At 70.4% G+C, this 17,819-nt stretch carries 18 protein-coding genes; 8 read left to right on the plus strand and 10 right to left on the minus strand.

Annotation, left to right across the window (positions count from 1 at the left end; genetic code table 11):
- Window positions 1–108: 108 nt before the first annotated feature.
- Together ACF08B_RS06285 and ACF08B_RS06290 are read right to left on the minus strand one after the other, a co-directional pair.
- Entirely contained in the window at window positions 109–846 is a 738-nt protein-coding gene (locus ACF08B_RS06285; protein WP_392316333.1) for a GAF domain-containing protein, read from the minus strand.
- Window positions 846–1,853, minus strand: coding sequence for a GAF and ANTAR domain-containing protein (locus ACF08B_RS06290; protein ID WP_392316334.1), 1,008 nt, complete (start codon window positions 1,851–1,853; stop codon window positions 846–848). Before ACF08B_RS06290 ends, ACF08B_RS06285 begins: the two co-directional genes overlap by 1 nt.
- 228 nt (window positions 1,854–2,081) lie before the next feature.
- Here ACF08B_RS06290 and ACF08B_RS06295 point away from each other — a divergent pair, with 228 nt between their 5' ends.
- Window positions 2,082–2,798 (plus strand): FG-GAP repeat domain-containing protein, encoded by a 717-nt coding sequence (locus ACF08B_RS06295; protein WP_392316335.1) that lies wholly within the window; start codon window positions 2,082–2,084, stop codon window positions 2,796–2,798.
- 132 nt (window positions 2,799–2,930) lie between these two features.
- Window positions 2,931–3,734, plus strand: coding sequence for a metallophosphoesterase (locus tag ACF08B_RS06300; RefSeq protein WP_392316336.1), 804 nt, complete (start codon window positions 2,931–2,933; stop codon window positions 3,732–3,734).
- Between the two features lie 18 nt (window positions 3,735–3,752).
- Here ACF08B_RS06300 and ACF08B_RS06305 read toward each other — a convergent pair whose 3' ends face one another.
- The 3 genes from ACF08B_RS06305 to ACF08B_RS06315 are packed head-to-tail and all read right to left on the minus strand — an operon-like array spanning window position 3,753 to window position 5,502.
- Window positions 3,753–4,370, minus strand: a complete 618-nt coding sequence (locus tag ACF08B_RS06305; protein WP_392316337.1) for a class I SAM-dependent methyltransferase — start codon at window positions 4,368–4,370, stop codon at window positions 3,753–3,755.
- Window positions 4,367–4,972, minus strand: a complete 606-nt coding sequence (locus tag ACF08B_RS06310; RefSeq protein WP_392316338.1) for a hypothetical protein — start codon at window positions 4,970–4,972, stop codon at window positions 4,367–4,369. The genes ACF08B_RS06305 and ACF08B_RS06310 overlap by 4 nt, the downstream gene beginning before the upstream one ends.
- Before the next feature lie 2 nt (window positions 4,973–4,974).
- A complete protein-coding gene (locus ACF08B_RS06315; protein WP_392316339.1) occupies window positions 4,975–5,502 on the minus strand; it encodes an HAD family hydrolase in 528 nt (175 codons plus the stop codon).
- Between the two features lie 448 nt (window positions 5,503–5,950).
- Here ACF08B_RS06315 and ACF08B_RS06320 point away from each other — a divergent pair, with 448 nt between their 5' ends.
- Window positions 5,951–6,166 (plus strand): hypothetical protein, encoded by a 216-nt coding sequence (locus ACF08B_RS06320; RefSeq protein WP_392316340.1) that lies wholly within the window; start codon window positions 5,951–5,953, stop codon window positions 6,164–6,166.
- A gap of 132 nt (window positions 6,167–6,298) precedes the next feature.
- On the opposite strand, the gene ACF08B_RS06325 is transcribed toward ACF08B_RS06320, so the two are convergent.
- Window positions 6,299–7,060, minus strand: a complete 762-nt coding sequence (locus ACF08B_RS06325) for a phosphoglyceromutase (RefSeq protein WP_093475909.1) — start codon at window positions 7,058–7,060, stop codon at window positions 6,299–6,301.
- Window positions 7,061–7,262: 202 nt separating this feature from the next.
- Here ACF08B_RS06325 and ACF08B_RS06330 point away from each other — a divergent pair, with 202 nt between their 5' ends.
- From ACF08B_RS06330 to ACF08B_RS06345, 4 genes are all read left to right on the plus strand, one after another.
- Complete coding sequence (locus ACF08B_RS06330; protein ID WP_392316341.1) at window positions 7,263–8,987, plus strand: stealth family protein; 1,725 nt, start codon at window positions 7,263–7,265, stop codon at window positions 8,985–8,987.
- 13 nt (window positions 8,988–9,000) lie between these two features.
- Window positions 9,001–10,857: a stealth conserved region 3 domain-containing protein gene (locus ACF08B_RS06335; RefSeq protein WP_392316342.1), complete on the plus strand. Its 1,857-nt coding sequence runs from the start codon at window positions 9,001–9,003 to the stop codon at window positions 10,855–10,857.
- A gap of 90 nt (window positions 10,858–10,947) precedes the next feature.
- Entirely contained in the window at window positions 10,948–12,204 is a 1,257-nt protein-coding gene (locus ACF08B_RS06340) for an MDR family MFS transporter (protein WP_392316343.1), read from the plus strand.
- An 85-nt stretch (window positions 12,205–12,289) separates the two neighbouring features.
- A complete protein-coding gene (locus tag ACF08B_RS06345; protein ID WP_073887899.1) occupies window positions 12,290–12,763 on the plus strand; it encodes a carboxymuconolactone decarboxylase family protein in 474 nt (157 codons plus the stop codon).
- Between the two features lie 27 nt (window positions 12,764–12,790).
- On the opposite strand, the gene ACF08B_RS06350 is transcribed toward ACF08B_RS06345, so the two are convergent.
- Window positions 12,791–13,216 (minus strand): DUF2000 family protein, encoded by a 426-nt coding sequence (locus ACF08B_RS06350; RefSeq protein ID WP_392316344.1) that lies wholly within the window; start codon window positions 13,214–13,216, stop codon window positions 12,791–12,793.
- Window positions 13,217–13,265: 49 nt separating this feature from the next.
- Between ACF08B_RS06350 and ACF08B_RS06355 the strand changes: the two genes are divergently transcribed.
- Window positions 13,266–14,060, plus strand: a complete 795-nt coding sequence (locus ACF08B_RS06355; protein ID WP_392316345.1) for an AraC family transcriptional regulator — start codon at window positions 13,266–13,268, stop codon at window positions 14,058–14,060.
- Here ACF08B_RS06355 and ACF08B_RS06360 read toward each other — a convergent pair.
- The 3 genes from ACF08B_RS06360 to mshA all read right to left on the minus strand — a co-directional run bounded on the left by ACF08B_RS06360 (window position 14,042) and on the right by mshA (window position 17,647).
- The gene (locus ACF08B_RS06360; RefSeq protein ID WP_392316346.1) at window positions 14,042–15,688 is read right to left on the minus strand and encodes a glycosyl hydrolase family 28-related protein; all 1,647 of its coding nucleotides are present in this window, start codon (window positions 15,686–15,688) and stop codon (window positions 14,042–14,044) included. The genes ACF08B_RS06355 and ACF08B_RS06360 overlap by 19 nt on opposite strands.
- 128 nt (window positions 15,689–15,816) lie before the next feature.
- The gene (locus ACF08B_RS06365) at window positions 15,817–16,317 is read right to left on the minus strand and encodes a YbjN domain-containing protein (RefSeq protein WP_392316347.1); all 501 of its coding nucleotides are present in this window, start codon (window positions 16,315–16,317) and stop codon (window positions 15,817–15,819) included.
- Entirely contained in the window at window positions 16,310–17,647 is a 1,338-nt protein-coding gene (gene mshA / locus ACF08B_RS06370) for a D-inositol-3-phosphate glycosyltransferase (protein WP_392316348.1), read from the minus strand. Before mshA ends, ACF08B_RS06365 begins: the two co-directional genes overlap by 8 nt.
- Window positions 17,648–17,819 lie beyond the last annotated feature (172 nt).

Consider the following 17,819-nt stretch of genomic DNA (forward strand, 5'->3'; position numbering starts at 1 on the left):
GGTGGGCCGGGCACAGCGTCCCGGCGCTTCTCAGCGTAGTCCCGGTGGGCGGGTTCGGAGCGGGCCGTCCGGCCCACCCCCCGGGCCGGGAGGACCCGGCCGGTGCCGTCACTTCTCGCGGGCGACGGCCAGGATGTCCGCGGCGGGGAGCGCGCGCCGGACCACGGAGTGCGCGGTGTCGACGAGGCGCCGGTGGTAGCGGTCGGCGTAGCCGCGCAGCGCGGCGCGCGCCTCGGCCATGGAGAGGTCACCGGACTCGGCGAGCATGCCGGTGGCCATGTCGACGGCCGCCTTCGCGGCGAGAGCGGCCTGGACGCGGTTGCTCACGTCGGAGGGCCGCAGCGGCTCCGCGCTCCAGTTGACCAGGGCGAAGGCCGTGACGTCGGCGAGCGCCTGGGCCACCTCCAGGTCGAGCCGGGGCAGCCCGCCGGGCCGGCGGAGCAGGAGGTTGACGGCGCCGACGGTCTGCCGGTGGACGCGCAGGGGCAGCCCGTGCACGGACCGGTAACCCTGCCGGACGGCGTACGGGGCGACCTGCGGCCATCGGTCGTGGCGGTCCTCCAGGTCCGGGACGTCGATGCGGCGGCCCTCGCGGAAGGCGTCCACGCACGGCCCCTCGTCGGCCTGGAGCTGGAAGAACTCCAGGAAGGCGGCCTGGTCCTCGGTGACCGCCAACGGTCGCAGGTCGCCCCGTGCGGAGACCACCATGACGCCGGCCGCGTCCGCGCCGGTGAGACCGACGCAGCTCCATGCGAGGCGCTCGACGAGCACCACCGGGTCGATGTCGTCGGCGAGGGAGTCGGCCAGTCCTACGAGCGCCTCCGCGAGCTGTTGTTCACGGCCCATCACCGTTCACCGTCCCTTCTCTCGTCCTCGCCGTCACGCCCGCTCCCACCGCCGTGCGGCCCGCCACCGCCGGTCTCCCGGCCTTCGTCACCGGCGTACGGTCCGCCGTCGCCGGCCGCGCGCCTCTCCTCACCGGGGTGCGGCTCACCGGCGTACCACCCGCCGTAACCGGTCTCCCGTCCATGCGCGCCGGCGCCGTCCCCGCTCGGGCCCGGGCCGTCCGGCTCCGGGCGGAAGCGGAGCTTGCGGGCGAGGACTTCGCGGGCCAGCTGGCTGACCGTACGTCCGTCGGCGAAGGCACGGGCCCGCAACCGGTCCAGCGCCTGCTCGGGGTCCACGTCGAGCTGCACCATCACCATGCCGACCGCCTGGTAGACCTCGGTGTGGTCGGCCTCGGAGGCCGCCACCCACGACGCTACCTCGTCCTCCGCCTCGCCCTCGGCCTCGGCGTGCGTCGCGGCCTGCAGGCTCATCAGCGCGTAGGTGACCGCGTCCCGCACCCACAGCGCGGTCCGCAGATCCTGCTCCACCAGTCCGCCCGCGCGGTCGCTGTACAGGTCGAGTGTGCCGACCGCGGCGCCGCTGACGCCGAGCGGCAGGGAGAACACGGCGCGGACACCGAGGCCCACTGCCTCGTGCGCGAAGATCGGCCAGCGGCGGGCGTCGGGGCCCTGGGTGAGGTCGGCCGCGACGACCGGGGCGCCCTGTTCGAGGGCGGTCTGGCAGGGGCCGTCGCCCACGGTGTACTGGAGCTCGGCCAGGCGGGCGGCCACCCGGTCACTGGCACACCAGGTGATGCGTACGCCCTTGCCGCCGGAGATCGACACCGACGAACCGGTGATCGGCAACAGCCGGACGCACGCCTGGCACAGGGCGCCCGGCACCCGCCCGGCGTCGTCGGCGCCGCGGGCGGCGGCGCCCAGCGTCTCGCTGACCCGGAGCCAGGCCTCCGTCTCGGGCGGCAGACCACCCCCGGCCGAGAAGGGCTCCTCGGGCGGCACGGTCATCACCCCCGTCGCGGCTCACGATCAGCAGACATGATCCACCAGTATCCCGTCGGGCCCACCGGTTCCGGGGCCGTCCCCACACCGAGTTCCCAGCCCACGGAAATTAACAGTGCGGTTCCGCCGTCGTACACGGTCGACGCGGCCCATAGGATCTGCTCGCTTCCGGCTCCGGGGAAAGGCGGGCACATCGTGCGTGGTGCGGGACGAACCGCGGGGCGGACCTGCCGGGTGCCGGCACTCGCCGTGTCGCTGGCCCTGCTGGCCGGCTGCGGCGACGGCCGGGGCGATCCGCCCGCGCGTCCGAAGGCCGGGCAGGAGATCGAGAGCTGCGTGACCAGGTCCGGGATCCTGGTGGCCGACCTGGACGGGGACGGCACGGCCGACCGCGTCTCCTCCTCCTATACGGGCGCCGACCTGACCATCACCTTCGGCGCCGGGGGCGGGCGGGGCACCGAGGCAGGGCCCCGGGACCTGGTCGGGGACCGCGGCGAGGGCGCGGAGGACGTGGTGGCGGTCGTGGCCGACTTCGACCAGGACGGCTGGAACGACCTCTTCGTCGCCGCCACGGGCGCCTTCAGCGGCGACAGCCCGATCGAGCCCTCCGTCTCGGAGCTGCGGCTCGGACCGTTCTCGGCACGCGGGAGGGGGCAGAGCGATCACCACGTCGACCTGACCGAGCCGCGCGCGGCCGCCGTAGCCGACTACGACCACGACCGCTACCCGGACCTCGCGGCCTACGGCCACGCGGGCGACGGCGTCTACGCGACGACGGCCCGCCTGGGCAGCGCGCAGGGCCTCGACCGGAAGTCGGACGACACCACCAGGAAGTACCTGAAGGAAGCCGACCAGACCGACCAGCAAACCCCCGCCTTCATGCCCAAGGCCGACCTGAAAACCTTCTACCCGACCTGCACGGGGAGCACGGGCAGCACGGACGAGGGGTGACACGGGCGACCATGACCGTGACGGCCTGCCCCGACTGGCCGTCCCGCGATTTTCGATAGGACGACAGCGTTCTCCGGCGGCCTTTCATCCGTTTTCCGCCCACGCAGCGCCGTACAGCCATAGTCTCCATGTATGCGAATCCACGTAATCAGCGACATTCACGGCAACATGTCGGCTCTTGGACGGGCTGGGGACGGGGCAGACCTGGTGATCGCTCTGGGCGATTTCCTGGACTACGTCGACTATTATGACTCGTCCGGCGGAGTGTTAGGCGAAGTCTTCGGTCCCGACCAAGTCGCGAAGTTCATCGCCCTGCGCACAGCGGGAGCCTTCGATGAAATGCACGAGTACGACCGCGAACTGTGGTCCGAAATTGCGGATCCGGTAGGCACCATCACCGAGATTGTGGCCAGCCGTTACGAACAAGTCATCCGCCTGCTGGGTGACAGAGCAATGGTCACGCTGGGAAATGTGGACATGCAGGAGATCTGGGCCGCCGTTGCTCCCGAGCCTCTGCGATGCCTGGACGGCGAGACCGTGATGATCGACGGCCGGAAATTCGGTTTCGTTGCCGGCGGCTCGAACAAGGAAGTCCCGACGCACTCTCCCTGGCGGCCTTTCGTGAGGACCCCGACAGCTTATCGGGATGCGGTAGAACTCGTAGGTCCCGTTGATGTCCTGTGCAGCCACGTGCCCCCCAAGATCGACGCACTCCGATTTGACACGGTCCCGAAGCGCTTCGAGATGTACGGTCCTGGACTGCTCGAATCAATAGAGCTGCACAAGCCGGCAATGTCGCTCTTCGGGCACATCCACCAACCCGAATCAGGCCGACTGTGGTACGGGCGCACCCGGTGCATCAACGTGGGTCACTTCCAGCGCACCGAGGCCCCCTACGTATTGGACACCAACACTCTTCCATCCCCGACCGACTGACCGAGAGCGAACGGACCGTCATTTCCAGGCGTACGCCCAGACCGATATCGCATACTTCTCGACATTGTCCAGGTCGAACACCCCGTCCTCGATCGCCTGCCGCACGGACACCATCATCCCTTTCATCAGGTACGTCACCGATGGAGCGTTGCCCCAGGAGTGCGTTTCAACCTCGGCGAATTCATGAAGGAGGACCCGAAGGCCATCTTTGGTGAAGCGCCAATAGTCATTCGGGACCTTGTGCTCGGCAATCATGAAGGGGGAGCTTGTGATGAAGCAGCCACCCTTCTTGAGAATTCTGTGTACTTCGTCGACCGCCTCCCAGGGACGCTCGACGTGTTCAAGGATCTCGTCAAGTATGACGAAATCGAAGGATTCGGCTGCGTATCGGCTCAAGTCGTGCAGGTCGACGCCGGGGGCGTTAGGAGCGACCTCGTATCCGGGCTCATCACAGAGGTCGCGGATGAATCCGTTGCTTCCTCCGAACTCAATCAGCTTGAGCCCTTCACCGCGCCTGCCCCGAATGTGTTCCCTGATGAATCGCGCATGGCTCAAGTACATTGCCGAGCGCGAGTACTGCTGATCGTAGAATGCCGACGGCATTTCCTCCACGCCACCGCCTGGATGCTCGGTCATCCGTTACCCTCACACGTCCATTCCGGAAGGTCGAACATTTCCACTCCTGTAATTTCGAAGCCGATCGAAGAATCGGGATCCGTGATCATGCAGAGCACGACGACGTTGGGTATGCGTGAATCAAGTCGAAGAAATCTCTCTCGGACCGACAGTTGGATGTGAAAGTTACTGACGATCACGCATTCACCCTGAGAAAGTTTGATCGCGTCGAACAACTCGGCGTCATAGGTGCGAACCTCCGGACGTCCGGATACGCGGAGTTCACCACCGTGCCTACCTTTGATCCACTCTCTTCTGAACTGATGGAAGGCTCTTATCTTCGCTGCCTCCCGCAAATCGAAATTCTTATCGGCCGGCACCCTGATGATGGCCTTGATGACCGCCACCTTGTCTTCCCGAAAGGTCCGAGTTTTGTTGTCCCAGACGGAGCATGCCACCCAGTCGATTGCGCTCTCCTTGGGATCGCGCAAACCATCGATGAAGAAATAGGCGCCCTTACCCAGCCAGTCATCCGGGTTGACACTCGGCCACAGTCCCGAAGCCAGGATGGATTCTACACGACTGGGAACCGTCCCGTGATATGCGACATACTCGATTAGCAAACCTACGACGCTCCCAAAATATGCACCAACGCCGCGGGAGTATCCACTTCGACCCCTTCGACCGCGGGGTAGCTCCTGTCGTCCGACCAACCTGCACCAAGGAAGCGCACTCCGGCTGCGCCGGCAGCCTGGTGATCGCACAGCGAGTTGCCGATGAAGACAGCGCCCTCCGGCCTGCAGTTCGCTAGCCGCATGGCCAAGCTCAGGGATTCCGGGTCCGGTTTCAAGTGATTGACATCGTCGTAGGTCACGATGGGATCGAACGCGATGTACGGGAAGAGATTCTTGAGCAACTGCTCCGCATACCAGCGGGCCGAATTCGTTACAATCCCCAGAGTCATGCACTGCTCGAGCGACGTGAGTGCGTCACCCATGCCGCTGTATGCCGACAGATGCTCGACGCGGAAAACTTCCTCCAGATCGAGCGCGACTTTATTGTGTCGATGCTTGGACAATATACCGGTGGACGCGAGCGTATCGTCCAGATCGAACAGCGCGATTACGGGCAGTTCCGGTTCAAGAAAGCGCACCGATCATCCCCCTTAGTCGGCCGGAGACAAGTCCCCATTCTTGTTGGCGGCCGCCAATGCAGGGAAAGTACCAGAGGCGCAACTGATCATTTAGCGTTTCAGGCAACCTCGTCGCGCACGATCTTGATGCGCATTACGGTCGGGCGTAACCCATGTGGAACGTAGACATTCGTGTGGTGGGAGTGCTCGGCCTGACGGCGCTTGGGCTCCGACGCGCTGTCGGGACGCCTCAGTCGGTGGCTCGACGCCCGTCTTGTCTTGGCGCTTGTCGGCTCGCGGGTTTCGTTCCTACGGCAGGCGCCGAAGCGTCCGTGGGGGACGGGTCGCGTCAGCGACTCCCCACCCGACCGCAATTCACCCGAATGGCCCACCATGAAGTGCCACCCACATGGGTGAAGATCAAACTGTCTAGTGCCCCCACCGAGGCAATCCGTGAAAGGGGAACCACATGGTCATGCGACGAATGCTCGCCGCCGTCTTCGCCACGGCGGCCCTCGCCGGACTCGGCCTCACCGGCGCCGCCACCGCAACCGCAGCCACCGCACAGGGTGCTCCGTCCTACGTCACCCCTTCTCAGTGCAGAGACGGCGGCGGAACGCCCGCGATCAACGAGATGGGCAACTACTGCAAGGGCGGAACACACAACGGGGAGCAGGTCGACTGAACCACACGAGGCGCCCCGCAGCCACGCGCCGCGGGGCGCTCCCGCGCGAGCAGCCGGAAGCGGGCCCCGAGGACTCATGAAAATGCCCCCGATCCGCGCCGAGGGCGCAGAACGGGGGCATGATCACGAAAGCTACTTCTTCTTGCCCTGGTTCTTGACCGCCTCGATCGCTGCCGCGGCCGCCTCCGGGTCGAGGTACTTGCCGCCCGGGGTGACCGGGCGGAAGTCGGCGTCGAGGTCGTAGGCGAGGGGGATGCCCGTCGGGATGTTCAGGCCCGCGATGTCGGCGTCGGAGATGCCGTCGAGGTGCTTGACCAGTGCGCGCAGGCTGTTGCCGTGGGCCGCGACCAGGACCGTGCGGCCGGTCAGCAGGTCGGGGACGATCGAGTCGTACCAGTACGGGAGCATCCGGATGACGACGTCCTTGAGGCACTCCGTCCGCGGGCGCAGCTCCGGCGGGAGCGTGGCGTAGCGCGCGTCGTCGAACTGGGAGAACTCCGAGTCGTCCGGCAGCGGCGGGGGCGGGGTGTCGTACGAGCGGCGCCAGAGCATGAACTGCTCCTCGCCGAACTCGGCCAGCGTCGCCGCCTTGTCCTTGCCCTGGAGGGCGCCGTAGTGGCGCTCGTTCAGGCGCCAGCTGCGGTGGACCGGGATCCAGTGGCGGTCGGCGGCCTCCAGCGCGAGCTGGGCGGTGCGGATCGCGCGCTTCTGGAGGGACGTGTGGACCACGTCGGGGAGCAGGCCGGCGTCCTTGAGCAGCTCACCGCCGCGGACCGCCTCCTTCTCGCCCTTCTCGTTCAGGTTGACGTCCACCCAGCCGGTGAACAGGTTCTTCGCGTTCCACTCGCTCTCGCCGTGGCGGAGGAGGATCAGCTTGTACGGTGCGTCGGCCATGCCGTCGAGCCTACCCAAGGTGTTTCGGGGCCGTGTTTCGCCGTCACTCCGTGGACACCGGGCACGGCGAGGAGGCACGGCGAGGACTGTGGCGCCCCTCACTTTCCAACGGCCGGGTTAACTCTCGTACAACCTTTCGCCACAACCATCTGTCTGCATATCGCCAGGTTGGTTGAGGGGTTCAGGAAGAGGAGCACAGAGCGTGACCGTGCGTTCTTTTGCCCGCCGCATGCGGCCGAGGGTAGAGCGGAAGGCCGCCGAGCGGGTCTGGCAGCTGCGCACCATGCGCCGCCGTCGCCGGGCCGCGGTCACGGATCCGGTGCTGCGCCCGGTGCGGGTACGCGGCCAGGAGCTGTACGGGCGGGTGGTGGACCGGTTCAGCGCCGCGGAGGCCGCCGCCGCCAACCTCGACCTGGTCGTGGCCGCGCTGGAGCAGGAGGGCGTGCCGTACTTCCTCGTCGCCTCCCGCACCCGCCACGTCCTCGGCGTGAACGTCGTCGACCGGGAGCGCTTCCTCGACGCCCTGGAGGCGCAGAACGCGGGGAAGGCGGTGTTCATCGGCAGGCCGCTGCCCGGCGGACAGCTCAAGCACCCGGCGATGTTCCTGGACGGCGTGCTGCCGGCCCCGCTGCGCACCGCCCCCGTGCTGCGGATCGGCGAGAACCACCTCGGGCCGGCGGGCCAGCTGCTCGCCGGGCCGGAGCTCGCCTGCGACGTGGAGTTCTGGGAGGACGGCGGGCAGCTGCTGGAGTCCGCCGACGGCCCGCGGCGCCTGGCCAAGGTGCAGCCGCAGGCGTCCGCCGACGTCTTCGCCGAGTCCCTGATCGCCCCGCGCAACAACGGCGTCACGGACGTGCTGCCCGCGGCCGAGCAGAAGCCGGTGACCGTGCGGGTGGGCGAGCGGGAGCTGCCGGCCTTCGCCCCGCTCACCCTGCCGACGGTGAACCAGGTGACGTTCCCCGTGGACGTCGTCTACACCTGGGTCGACGGCGAGGAGCCCGCGATGCGCGCCAAGCGGGCCGGGTACCAGGAGCGCGGCACGGCGGAGATCCTGGACAAGGAGACCAACGCCTCCCGCTACACCAGCCACGACGAGCTGAAGTACTCCCTGCGCTCGCTGGCCATGTACGCCGACTTCGTCCGGCACATCTACATCGTGACCGACGGCCAGAAGCCGCACTGGCTCGACGACACCGCCCCCGGGATCACGGTCGTCGACCACCGCGACATCTTCCCGGCGGACGTGCTGCCGGTGTTCAACTCGCACGCGATCGAGACCCGGCTGCACCACATCCCGGGCCTGTCGGACCACTACCTGTACTTCAACGACGACGTGTTCGTCGGCCGCCGCATCACCCCGGAGCACTTCTTCCACGGCAGCGGCCTGATGAAGATCCCGGTGTCCCCGCTGAAGATCGGCGTCGGCAAGCCGCACGCCGAGGAGACGGCCACCAACTCCGCCAGCAAGAACGTACGGCGGCTGCTGCTGGAGAAGTTCGGGCGGATGACGACGAACAACTTCATGCACACCCCGCTGCCGCAGCAGCGCGAGACGCTGCGGACGCTGGAGGAGCTGTTCGCCGAGGAGATCGGCCGGACCACGGCGTCCCGGTTCCGCTCGCCGTCGGACATCGCCATGACGGCCCCGCTGCTGTACCAGTACGCGCTGATGACCGGCAGCGGTGTGGCGGGCAGGTTCAGCTTCCGCTACGTCAACATCAGCCGCCCGGACGCCGAGCGGCGCCTGACCGACCTGCGCCGCAACCGCCGTTTCGACTTCTTCTGCCTCAACGACGTCGACGTGCCGCCGGAGGAGCGGGAGCAGGTCAGCTTCCGGATGCACGACTTCCTGGAGGACTACTTCCCGTTCCCGAGCCCCTACGAGAAGCCCGCGCCGTCCGCGAACCCCGCCGAGAAGCAGAGCTGACGGGGCCGCGGCCATGGACCTCCGTCACCGCTTCGCGCCGGCCCCGGGCATGCGGGCCGTCCGGGACCTGGTGGTGCGCCTGCGGCTCTGGCTGTCGGCCCGGCTGTGGGCCCTGCGGGCCGCCCCCGCCCGGCGGCGCCTGAGAGCCGCCGTCCCCGGGGTGCGCCGGATCTCCGCCGGGCCGCTGCGGCTGTACGGCCGTACGGTCGCCTGGTACACGGCGGCGGGCGCGGGCGCCGCGGACCTGGAGCTGATGTGCACCCTGCTGCAGACAGCGGGCGTGCCGTACTTCCTGGTCCCCGCCGAGCAGGGGTCCGCCGCGCCGCGGCAGGTGATCGGTGTCGAGGCGACGTACCGCGAGGTGGTGCTCGCCCGGGCCGCGCAGCGGTTCGCCCGCACCGCCCGGTACGTCGGCGCGGTGGGCGCGGACGGCGCGGTGACCCACGCGGCGCTGTGGGCCGACGGCAGGCTGCCGCGGGCGCTGCGGCGGGCCGACGTGCTGCGCACCGGCGTGGTGCGCCTCGGCCCGTCGGGGCAGGTGCTCGGCGGTCTGGAGGCGGGCTGCGACATCGAGTTCTGGCACCGCGGCCGGGACCTCGGCACCGCGGGCCCGGACCCCTCCTGGCTGACCGTGCCCGGCACCCGGCTGCCGGACGTCTTCGCCGGCGCGCTCGTCGCCCCGCGCGGCAACCCGGTGGCGGAGGTGCTCCCGGTGTCGGCACGGCAGCCGGCGACGGCGGCGGGCAGCGGCCGGAAGGTGCCGACGTTCGCCCCGTTCGCCGCGGTGGGCATCGACGAGGTGCTGTTCCCCGTCGACGCCGTGTACACCTGGGTCGACGGGGACGATCCGGCGCTGGCCGAGAAGCGCCGCGCCCACCAGGAGCGTTCGGCGGGCGCCATCGCCCCGCGCGAGACCGGCGCCTCCCGCTACACCAGTCATGACGAACTGCGGTACGCGCTGCGGTCGCTGGAGATGTACGCCGGGTTCGTGCGGCACGTCTACCTGGTGACCGACTCGCAGGTCCCGTCCTGGCTGGACCCGGAGGCGGAGGGTCTGACCGTGGTGGACCACCGGGACATCCTCCCGGCCGACGCGCTGCCCGTGTTCAACTCGCACGCGATAGAGAGCCGGCTGCACCACATCCCGGGGCTGTCGGAGCACTACCTCTACTTCAACGACGACGTGTTCATCAACCGCCCGGTGCGGGCCGAGCACTTCTTCCACGGCAACGGCATCGCCCGGATCCCGCTGTCCCCGCTGAAGCTCGGCGTCGGGGACCCGCACCCGCTGGAGCCGGCGCCGAACTCCGCGGGCAAGAACACCCGCGAGGTGATCCGGCGCTTCCACGGCCGGCAGATCACCCACAAGTCGCTGCACACCCCGCACCCCCAACTGCTGTCGGTGATGCGGGAGATGGAGCGACTGGAGATCGACGAGCTGGAGCGGACGTCGTACTCGCGCTTCCGCTCGACCTCGGACGTCGCCCCCGCCTCCACGCTCCACCACCACTGGGCGATCGCGACGGGCCGGGCCGTTCCGGCGGACTACCTCTTCCGCTACGTGCAGCTGGGCACCCCGGACATGCGGCGGCGGCTGGCGCGCCTCGCGGCCGGTGAGGACGTCGACTTCTTCTGCCTCAACGACGTGGACACCGCCCCGGCGGACCGGGCCGCGGCGCAGGCCGCCCTGCGCGCCTTCCTGGAGCGCAAGTTCCCCTTCCCCAGCCGCTTCGAGCGGGTGCCCGGTGCCGCCTCGCACCTGATCGCCGCGCACACGGGCCGGCACGCCCCGGCCGGCCGGGGGCTGCCGCGGCGCGCCGTACGGCCGCGGCGGCAGGCGGCGCTGGAGGACGCCCGGCGCGTCGATTGACGCTTCCCGCTAATCGAGTGGTGCTCCGGTGACCTTCGTCGGTAACTTGTGCCTGCCGCCGGAGCCACTTACCACCCCTGGGGGGAAACGATGTCGCCAGCCACCCTGAGACGCGCCGCCCGGGAGACCGTCTCCGGGCTGCCCCGCGAGTTCTGGTGGCTGTGGACCAGCACCCTCGTCAACCGGCTCGGCGCGTTCGTGGCCACGTTCATGGCCCTCTACCTCACCCTCGACCGCGGGTACTCGGCGTCGTACGCCGGTCTCGTGGCCTCGCTGCACGGTCTCGGCGGTGTCGTCTCGGCGCTCGGCGGCGGGGTCATGGCGGACCGGCTGGGCCGGCGGCCGACCCTCCTCGTCGCGCAGACCGCCACGGCCGCCTCGGTCGCGCTGCTCGGGTTCATGACCGACCCGGCCGCCATCGCCGGGGTCGCCTTCCTCGTCGGCATGGCCTCCAACGCCTCCCGGCCGGCGGTGCAGGCGATGATGGCCGACATCGTCCGCCCGGAGGACCGCGTCCGCGCCTTCTCCCTGAACTACTGGGCCATCAACCTCGGGTTCGCCGTCTCCTCCGCGGCCGCCGGGTTCATCGCCGAGTTCAGCTACCTCGCCGGGTTCCTGATCGAGGCGGGCATGACCCTGGCCTGCGCGCTCGTCGTCTTCCTCAAGGTGCCCGAGTCCCGGCCGGCCGCCGGGGGCGCCAAGGAGGCGCAGGACGGCGTCCGGCTCGGCACGGTGCTGCGGGACGGGCGGTACATGGCCGTCGTCGGCCTCTCCTTCCTCGTCGCCCTGGTCTTCCAGCAGGGCTCGGTGGGCCTGCCGGTGGCCATGGGCCGGGCCGGTTTCTCGGCCGCCGACTACGGCCTCGCCATCGCCGTCAACGGCGTCCTGATCGTCGCCCTGCAGATCCCGGTCACCCGGCTCATCGAACACCGCGACCCGCGCACCCTGCTGATCGTCTCCTCGGTCCTGGCCGGCTACGGCTTCGGGCTGACCGCCTTCGCCGGGTCGGTCGGCGTCTTCATGCTCACGGTGTGCGTGTGGACCCTCGCCGAGATCGTCAACGCCCCGACCCAGACCGGACTGGTCGTCCGCCTGTCCCCGGTGCACGGTCGCGGCCGCTACCAGGGCATGTACACCCTGTCCTGGTCCGTGGCCGCGCTGATCGCGCCGCTGATGTCCGGCGCGGTCATCGACCGGTTCGGCGCCGAGTGGCTGTGGGCGATGTGCGCGGCGGTGGGCACGGCGGCCGGCGTCGGGTACGGGATGCTCATGCGCCGCCTGCCCCCGGAACGGCCGGTGCCGGCCGCGGTCCCGGCGGACACGGTGGCCGAGGCCCCCGCCGTGTGACGTGCCTCACGGCCGGGCCTGTCACATCCCGGTGGGCCGCCGCGTCAGAGAGGTGCAAGCAGCGGCAACCACACGGGAGCAGACCATGGACGCTCGACTGAACCTTCTCACCGACCCGCTGGCCGGCAAGGTCTTCAAGCACTTCAACGCGGCGGGCCGGGCGGTCGCCGACTCGTCCCTGCCGGCGGCCGTGCAGGAGCTGGTGAAGATCCGCGCCAGCCAGATCAACGGGTGCGCGTTCTGCACCGACATGCACACCAAGGACGCCACCGCGGCCGGGGAGACGGCCACGCGCCTCCACCTGGTCGCCGCCTGGCGGGAGGCCACGGTGTTCACCGAGGCCGAGCGGGCCGCACTGGAGCTGACCGAGCAGGGCACCCGGATCGCCGACGCGGCGGGCGGGGTCACCGACGAGGCCTGGGCGAACGCCGCCCTGCACTACGACGAGGAGCAGCTGGCCGCCCTGGTGGCCCTCATCGCCGTGATCAACGCCTACAACCGGGCGAACGTCATCGTCCGGCAGCCCGCCGGCGACTACGTGCCGGGCATGTTCGGCTGAGCGGCACCGGGTGGGCCGAGGGGGGCGTCAGGGATGCATCCGCGCCCCCTTCAGCACCTTGTCCACCCCGTTGCGCGGGCCGTACACGGCGAGCCCCACCAGGTCCAGATCTGCCGTGGTGACGGCGCGGACCGCCGCGCGGTTGTCGCGGTCGTTGCCCGTGGCGAACAGGTCGGCGGTGAAGACGGCGCGGGGCAGCGCGCGGCTCAGGGCCCGCTCGTGCGCCGCCTTCAGGGTCTCCTTGGTGCCCTCGAAGACCAGCACCGGCTGCCGGAACATCGGCAGGTAGGCCACCGCGTCCGCGTCCTCGTACGGCTCCCCGACCACCTCGGGGATCGTCGCGGCCAGGCCGCTGACCAGGAACGCGGTCACGTTCAGGCGCTGCCAGGGCTCCAGGTCCTCGCGCAGCAGCACGGCGATCTTCGTGTCGAAACGGATGGGTTCAGTGCTCATGGAATGAGACTGCCGACCGCCGTACGCCCCGGTCTTGTACCTTCTTTGCATGGCCGCCCGGCAGGAAGTCACCGCGTGGCGCCCCCGTGTACCGGGTGTCACGGAGGTCTTCCACGCCCACTTCACCGAGTACGCCTATCCGATGCACGTCCACGACGCCTGGACGCTGCTCATCGTCGACGACGGCGCCGTCCGCTACGACCTCGACCGGCACGAGCACGGCACCCCGCTCGACACCGTGACGCTGCTGCCGCCGCACGTGCCGCACAACGGCGCCCCCGCCACCCCGGACGGCTTCCGCAAGCGCGTGGTGTACCTGGACAGCAGCCGGCTGGGCGAGGAACTGATCGGTGCGGCGGTGGACGGGCCCGACCTGCGGGATCCGGTACTGCGGCGGCGGGTGGGCCAGTTGCACGCCGCGCTCGCCCGCCCCGGCGACGAGCTGGAGGCGGAGAGCCGGCTGACCCTCGTCGGGGAGCGGCTGCGGGACCATCTGCGGCGCCGGGCGGAGCGGCCGTCCGCGCACCCGGACCCGGTCCTGGCCCGTGGGCTGCGGGAGCTGCTCGACGCACGCGTCGTCGAGGGCGTCGCGCTGGCGGAGGCGGCGCTGCTGCTGCACGCCCATCCCGCGCATCTGGTACGGGCGTTCAGCGCCGCGTACGGGATCGCCCCGCACCGGTACCTGATGTCCCGCCGGGTCGGCCGGGCCCGGCGGCTGCTGCTGGACGGGCTGCCGCCGGGCGAGGTGGCGCCGGCGGCCGGCTTCTACGACCAGGCCCACCTCACCCGGCACTTCAAGAAGCTGGTCGGGGTGACGCCGGGGCGCTACCGAAGCGTGCGCTGAGCCTCGTACAGGTTGCGCGGGCGCACGGCGTCCGTGGTGCCGTACAGCTCCAGGCGGGAGTTCAGATCGCCGGTGAAGTCGGGGACGTCTCTCTGGTCGAACTCGGTGACCTCGTTGATGCCCACCGTCGCCGAGTACGGTGCCAGGCCGTCGATCCTCATCAGGCCCGCGCGGCCGTTGGTGACCCGGATGTTCCAGTGCGCGAAGCGGGCGCCGAAGAGCGGTCCGGCACTGGCGTCCCCGCCGTGGCGGCCGTCGTTGTCCACGGTGATGTCGGTGCGGACGTTCGCGAAGGGCAGTCCGCGGTGGCTGTCGAAGGTGCCCATCCGCATGTCGCCGCGCGACCAGACGTTGTGGGAGGACAGGCCCTCCACGTTGATGCCGTGCAGCTGGGTGTTGGCGGGCGCGGGGACGGTGCGCTCCTCGACGGTGAAGTCCTCGACCAGGTTGTCGTGGGAGCCCTCGCGGCAGAAGTAGGGGTGGTGCGAGCCGCGTCCGGCGACCCGGGTGCGGCGCAGGGTGCAGGCGGAGGCGGCGACCAGGCCGAACCCGTTGTCGACGTCGCGCACGGTGACGTCGTCCACCCAGCAGTCGTAGGCGCACTGCAGGACGACACCGTTGTGGCCCTTGTCGAGGAGGTGCGGGGACTGCGGGGTCTCGACCGCCCGGAGGGTCAGGCCCTCGACGCCGGAGCCGGTCAGCTCGGTCACGTGGGTGGTCAGCCGGGGGTCCCACTCCGGGCGCACGTCGAGCGGGAGCGGGCGTTCGAGGGTGACGCGGCGGCCGTGGACGCGGGTGACGCGGACGGGCCACTCGTAGGGGACGTAGGAGGTCAGTTTCGTCTTGTCGTCCCAGGAGTAGGCGGCCGGGCCGGGGCCGCCGCCCGCCATGTGCTGGAGCAGGGTGTGGGCGGGGTCGTCGGCCAGGCGGAGCAGGACGAGCCGGCCGGGGCGCAGCGGGGCCGGGTCGGCGACCGTGATCGTCCACTCGCCCCGCCGGGCCGGTTCGACGGCGGTGAGGGTCGTCCACTCGTCCCGCCGGTTGCCGGTCCAGCCCTCGAAGGGCCAGGCGCGGGACCTGATGGCGGCGACCAGGGAGTCCCAACGGGCGCTCGGGGCGAGCCAGATGAGGCCTCCCGCCCAGGACCAGGAGGACTTGTCGCCGCCGTAGCGTGAGCCGTAGGCGCCGATCAGTTCGGTGAGGTTCTTCGTGGCGTACAGGGTCGTACGGCCGCTGCCGGCGCCGCGCAGGACGACGTTCGAGGCGCCGACGCGGATGACGTCGTCGATGCGGAAGGTGCCGGGCGGGATGGTGACCGTGCCCCCGCCGGCCCTTCCGGCGGCGGCGAGGGCACGGTTGATCGCGGGGGCGCACTCGGTGCTGCCGTCGGCGACGGCGCCGAAGTCGGTGACGTCCGCGACGACACGGGGGCGGGGGAAGCGGCGGGTCCCGGCGCGGTACCCGGCCCGGCCCACGTACGGGATCTGCGGGTGGGTGAACGGGGTGCGCCGGAACTCCTCCCAGATCGAGGCCACTTCGGCCGCCCGGGCGGTGCCGGTAGCGGCTCCGAGGGTCACCGCCGTCGCGCCCGCGAGGAGAGTCCGTCTGGTGAGGTGCGCGTTGCTCATGTCCACCCGCCCCTTCATATTCATCGATGTGAACGATGTTCAGGAATGCGTCGGCGGTGAGCATGCCACCGGACCCGCCGGGCGGGATAGGGGGCGTACGGAAGAAAGGCGCGGAAGGGGAAGGACCGTCAGTCGGTCGAGCGCTCGATCAGATGCTTGAACGCGTCCAGGTTCCGGGTCGATTCGCCGCGGGAGACGCGCCAGGCGTACTCCTTGCGGATGGAGGAGGCGAAGCCCATCTCCAGAAGGGTGTTGAAGGCGCCGTCGGCCGCCTCCAGGATCTGGCCGAGGAGGCGGTCGATCTCCTCCGGGGTGACCGAGGCGAGCGGCAGGCGGGCGGTGACGTAGACGTCGCCGAGCCGGTCGACGGCGTAACTCACGCCGTACAGCTTGAGGTTGCGCTCCAGGAGCCAGCGGTGGACGCCGGCCTCGTTCTCGTCGGGGTGGCGGACGACGAAGGCGTTGAGGGAGAGGGAGTGCCTGCCGACGAGGAAGGAGACCGTGGTGGAGAGCTTGCGCGTGCCGGGCAGTCTGACCACGTAGGTGCCGGGCTCGGGGCTCTCCCACTCCAGTTCGGCGTCCTTCCAGAACGCCTCCAGGACCTGTCCGGTCTTCTCGACATCACCCATGGTGGGAGCGTACGCGACGGCGGTGGGACTGGGTCGCGGCCGTGTAGACGTCGGCGGTGGCGGCGGCCGCCGTGTCCCAGCCGAAGGACTCGGCGTGCCGGGCGGCGGCCTCGCCCATGGTGGTGCAGAGCGTGGGGTGGTCGGCGAAACGGCGCAGCACGCGGGCGTATTCGGCCGGGTCGTGGCCGCCCACGAGGAAGCCGGTGCCGCCGTCGCGCACGGCCACCGGCAGACCGCCGACCGCCGCCGCGAGGACCGGGGTGCCGGCCGCCTGCGCCTCTATGGCCACCAGGCCGAAGGACTCGCTGTAGGAGGGCATGACGAGCAGCGACGCCGCCCGGAACCAGTCGGCGAGCTGCTCCTGGCCGACCGGCGGATGGAACCGTACGACGTCCGCGATGCCGAGCCGCGCGGCGAGCTTCTGGAGCCCCTCCGGCTTCGCGAGCCCGCTGCCGCTGGGGCCGCCGACGACCGGGACGACGATGCGGGAGCGCAGCTCCGGACGCTCGTCGAGCAGGACGGCCACCGCCCGCAGCAGGACGTCCGGCGCCTTCAGGGGCTGGATGCGGCCCGCGAACAGCGGGATCAGCGCGTCCTGCGGGAGGCCGAGGCGGGCGCGGGCCGCGGCGCGGCCGTCGGCGGGGCGGAAGCGGTCGAGGTTCACCCCGGGGTGGACGACGGCGACCGCCGCGGGGTCGGCCGCGTAGTGCCGGACCAGTTCGCCGGCCTCCTCCGTCGTGTTGGCGATGAGCCGGTCGGAGGCGGCCACGATCTGCGTCTCGCCGATGACCCGGGCGGCGGGCTCGGGGGTGTCGCCGTCGGCCAGGTTGGCGTTCTTGACCTTGGCCATGGTGTGCATGGCGTGCACCAGGGGGACGCCCCAGCGCTGTGCGGCGAGCCAGCCGACGTGGCCGGAGAGCCAGTAGTGGGAGTGCACGAGGTCGTAGTGGCCGGGGCGGTGGCCGGCCCAGGCCTGCATCACCCCGTGGGTGAAGGCGCACAGCTGGGCCGGGAGGTCCTCCTTGGCCAGGCCCTCGTAGGGGCCCGCGTCCACGTGCCGGACGAGGACTCCGGGCGCCAGCTCGACCGTGGGGTCGAGGCCGCCGGCCGTGGCCCGGGTGAAGATCTCGACCTCGATGTTGATCGCGGCCAGCCGCTGGGCCAGCTCCACGATGTAGACGTTCATGCCGCCGGCGTCGCCGGTGCCGGGCTGGTGGAGCGGGGAGGTGTGCACCGAGAGCATGGCGACCCGGCGTGGCCTGCGGGACAGCCGGAGCCGGGAGGCGGCGGCCGGGGAGCGTCGCCCGAGCCTGCTGACGTACTGGCTCACGTGGCGTTCCTCCTGGCTGTGGGCATGCCGGTCACCGGGGCGGACCCCGCCCTCCGACTGGGTCCAACAGCCGACGGGTGCCCCGCCATTTCCCGATCACCTGGCTTTGCCCAATCATTACCCTGACTCGTTCAACCGTTCGAACGTCGATGGCGTCTCGTGCGGGCGGCGG

This window comes from Streptomyces sp. NPDC015139, from assembly GCF_043079785.1.
Classification (GTDB): Bacteria; Actinomycetota; Actinomycetes; order Streptomycetales; family Streptomycetaceae; genus Streptomyces; species Streptomyces albidocamelliae.

Excerpts from the sequence above, each read along its gene's own strand:
- ACF08B_RS06290 (WP_392316334.1), bottom strand. The coding sequence starts at position 1,853 with ATGACCGTGCCGCCCGAGGAGCCCTTCTCGGCCGGGGGTGGTCTGCCG.
- ACF08B_RS06355 (WP_392316345.1), top strand. The coding sequence starts at position 13,266 with ATGGCCGCCCGGCAGGAAGTCACCGCGTGGCGCCCCCGTGTACCGGGT.
- ACF08B_RS06320 (WP_392316340.1), top strand. The coding sequence starts at position 5,951 with ATGGTCATGCGACGAATGCTCGCCGCCGTCTTCGCCACGGCGGCCCTC.
- ACF08B_RS06340 (WP_392316343.1), top strand. The coding sequence starts at position 10,948 with ATGTCGCCAGCCACCCTGAGACGCGCCGCCCGGGAGACCGTCTCCGGG.
- ACF08B_RS06365 (WP_392316347.1), bottom strand. The coding sequence starts at position 16,317 with ATGGGTGATGTCGAGAAGACCGGACAGGTCCTGGAGGCGTTCTGGAAG.
- ACF08B_RS06350 (WP_392316344.1), bottom strand. The coding sequence starts at position 13,216 with ATGAGCACTGAACCCATCCGTTTCGACACGAAGATCGCCGTGCTGCTG.
- ACF08B_RS06300 (WP_392316336.1), top strand. The coding sequence starts at position 2,931 with ATGCGAATCCACGTAATCAGCGACATTCACGGCAACATGTCGGCTCTT.
- ACF08B_RS06345 (WP_073887899.1), top strand. The coding sequence starts at position 12,290 with ATGGACGCTCGACTGAACCTTCTCACCGACCCGCTGGCCGGCAAGGTC.
- ACF08B_RS06305 (WP_392316337.1), bottom strand. The coding sequence starts at position 4,370 with ATGACCGAGCATCCAGGCGGTGGCGTGGAGGAAATGCCGTCGGCATTC.
- ACF08B_RS06360 (WP_392316346.1), bottom strand. The coding sequence starts at position 15,688 with ATGAGCAACGCGCACCTCACCAGACGGACTCTCCTCGCGGGCGCGACG.
- ACF08B_RS06285 (WP_392316333.1), bottom strand. The coding sequence starts at position 846 with ATGGGCCGTGAACAACAGCTCGCGGAGGCGCTCGTAGGACTGGCCGAC.
- ACF08B_RS06335 (WP_392316342.1), top strand. The coding sequence starts at position 9,001 with ATGGACCTCCGTCACCGCTTCGCGCCGGCCCCGGGCATGCGGGCCGTC.
- ACF08B_RS06325 (WP_093475909.1), bottom strand. The coding sequence starts at position 7,060 with ATGGCCGACGCACCGTACAAGCTGATCCTCCTCCGCCACGGCGAGAGC.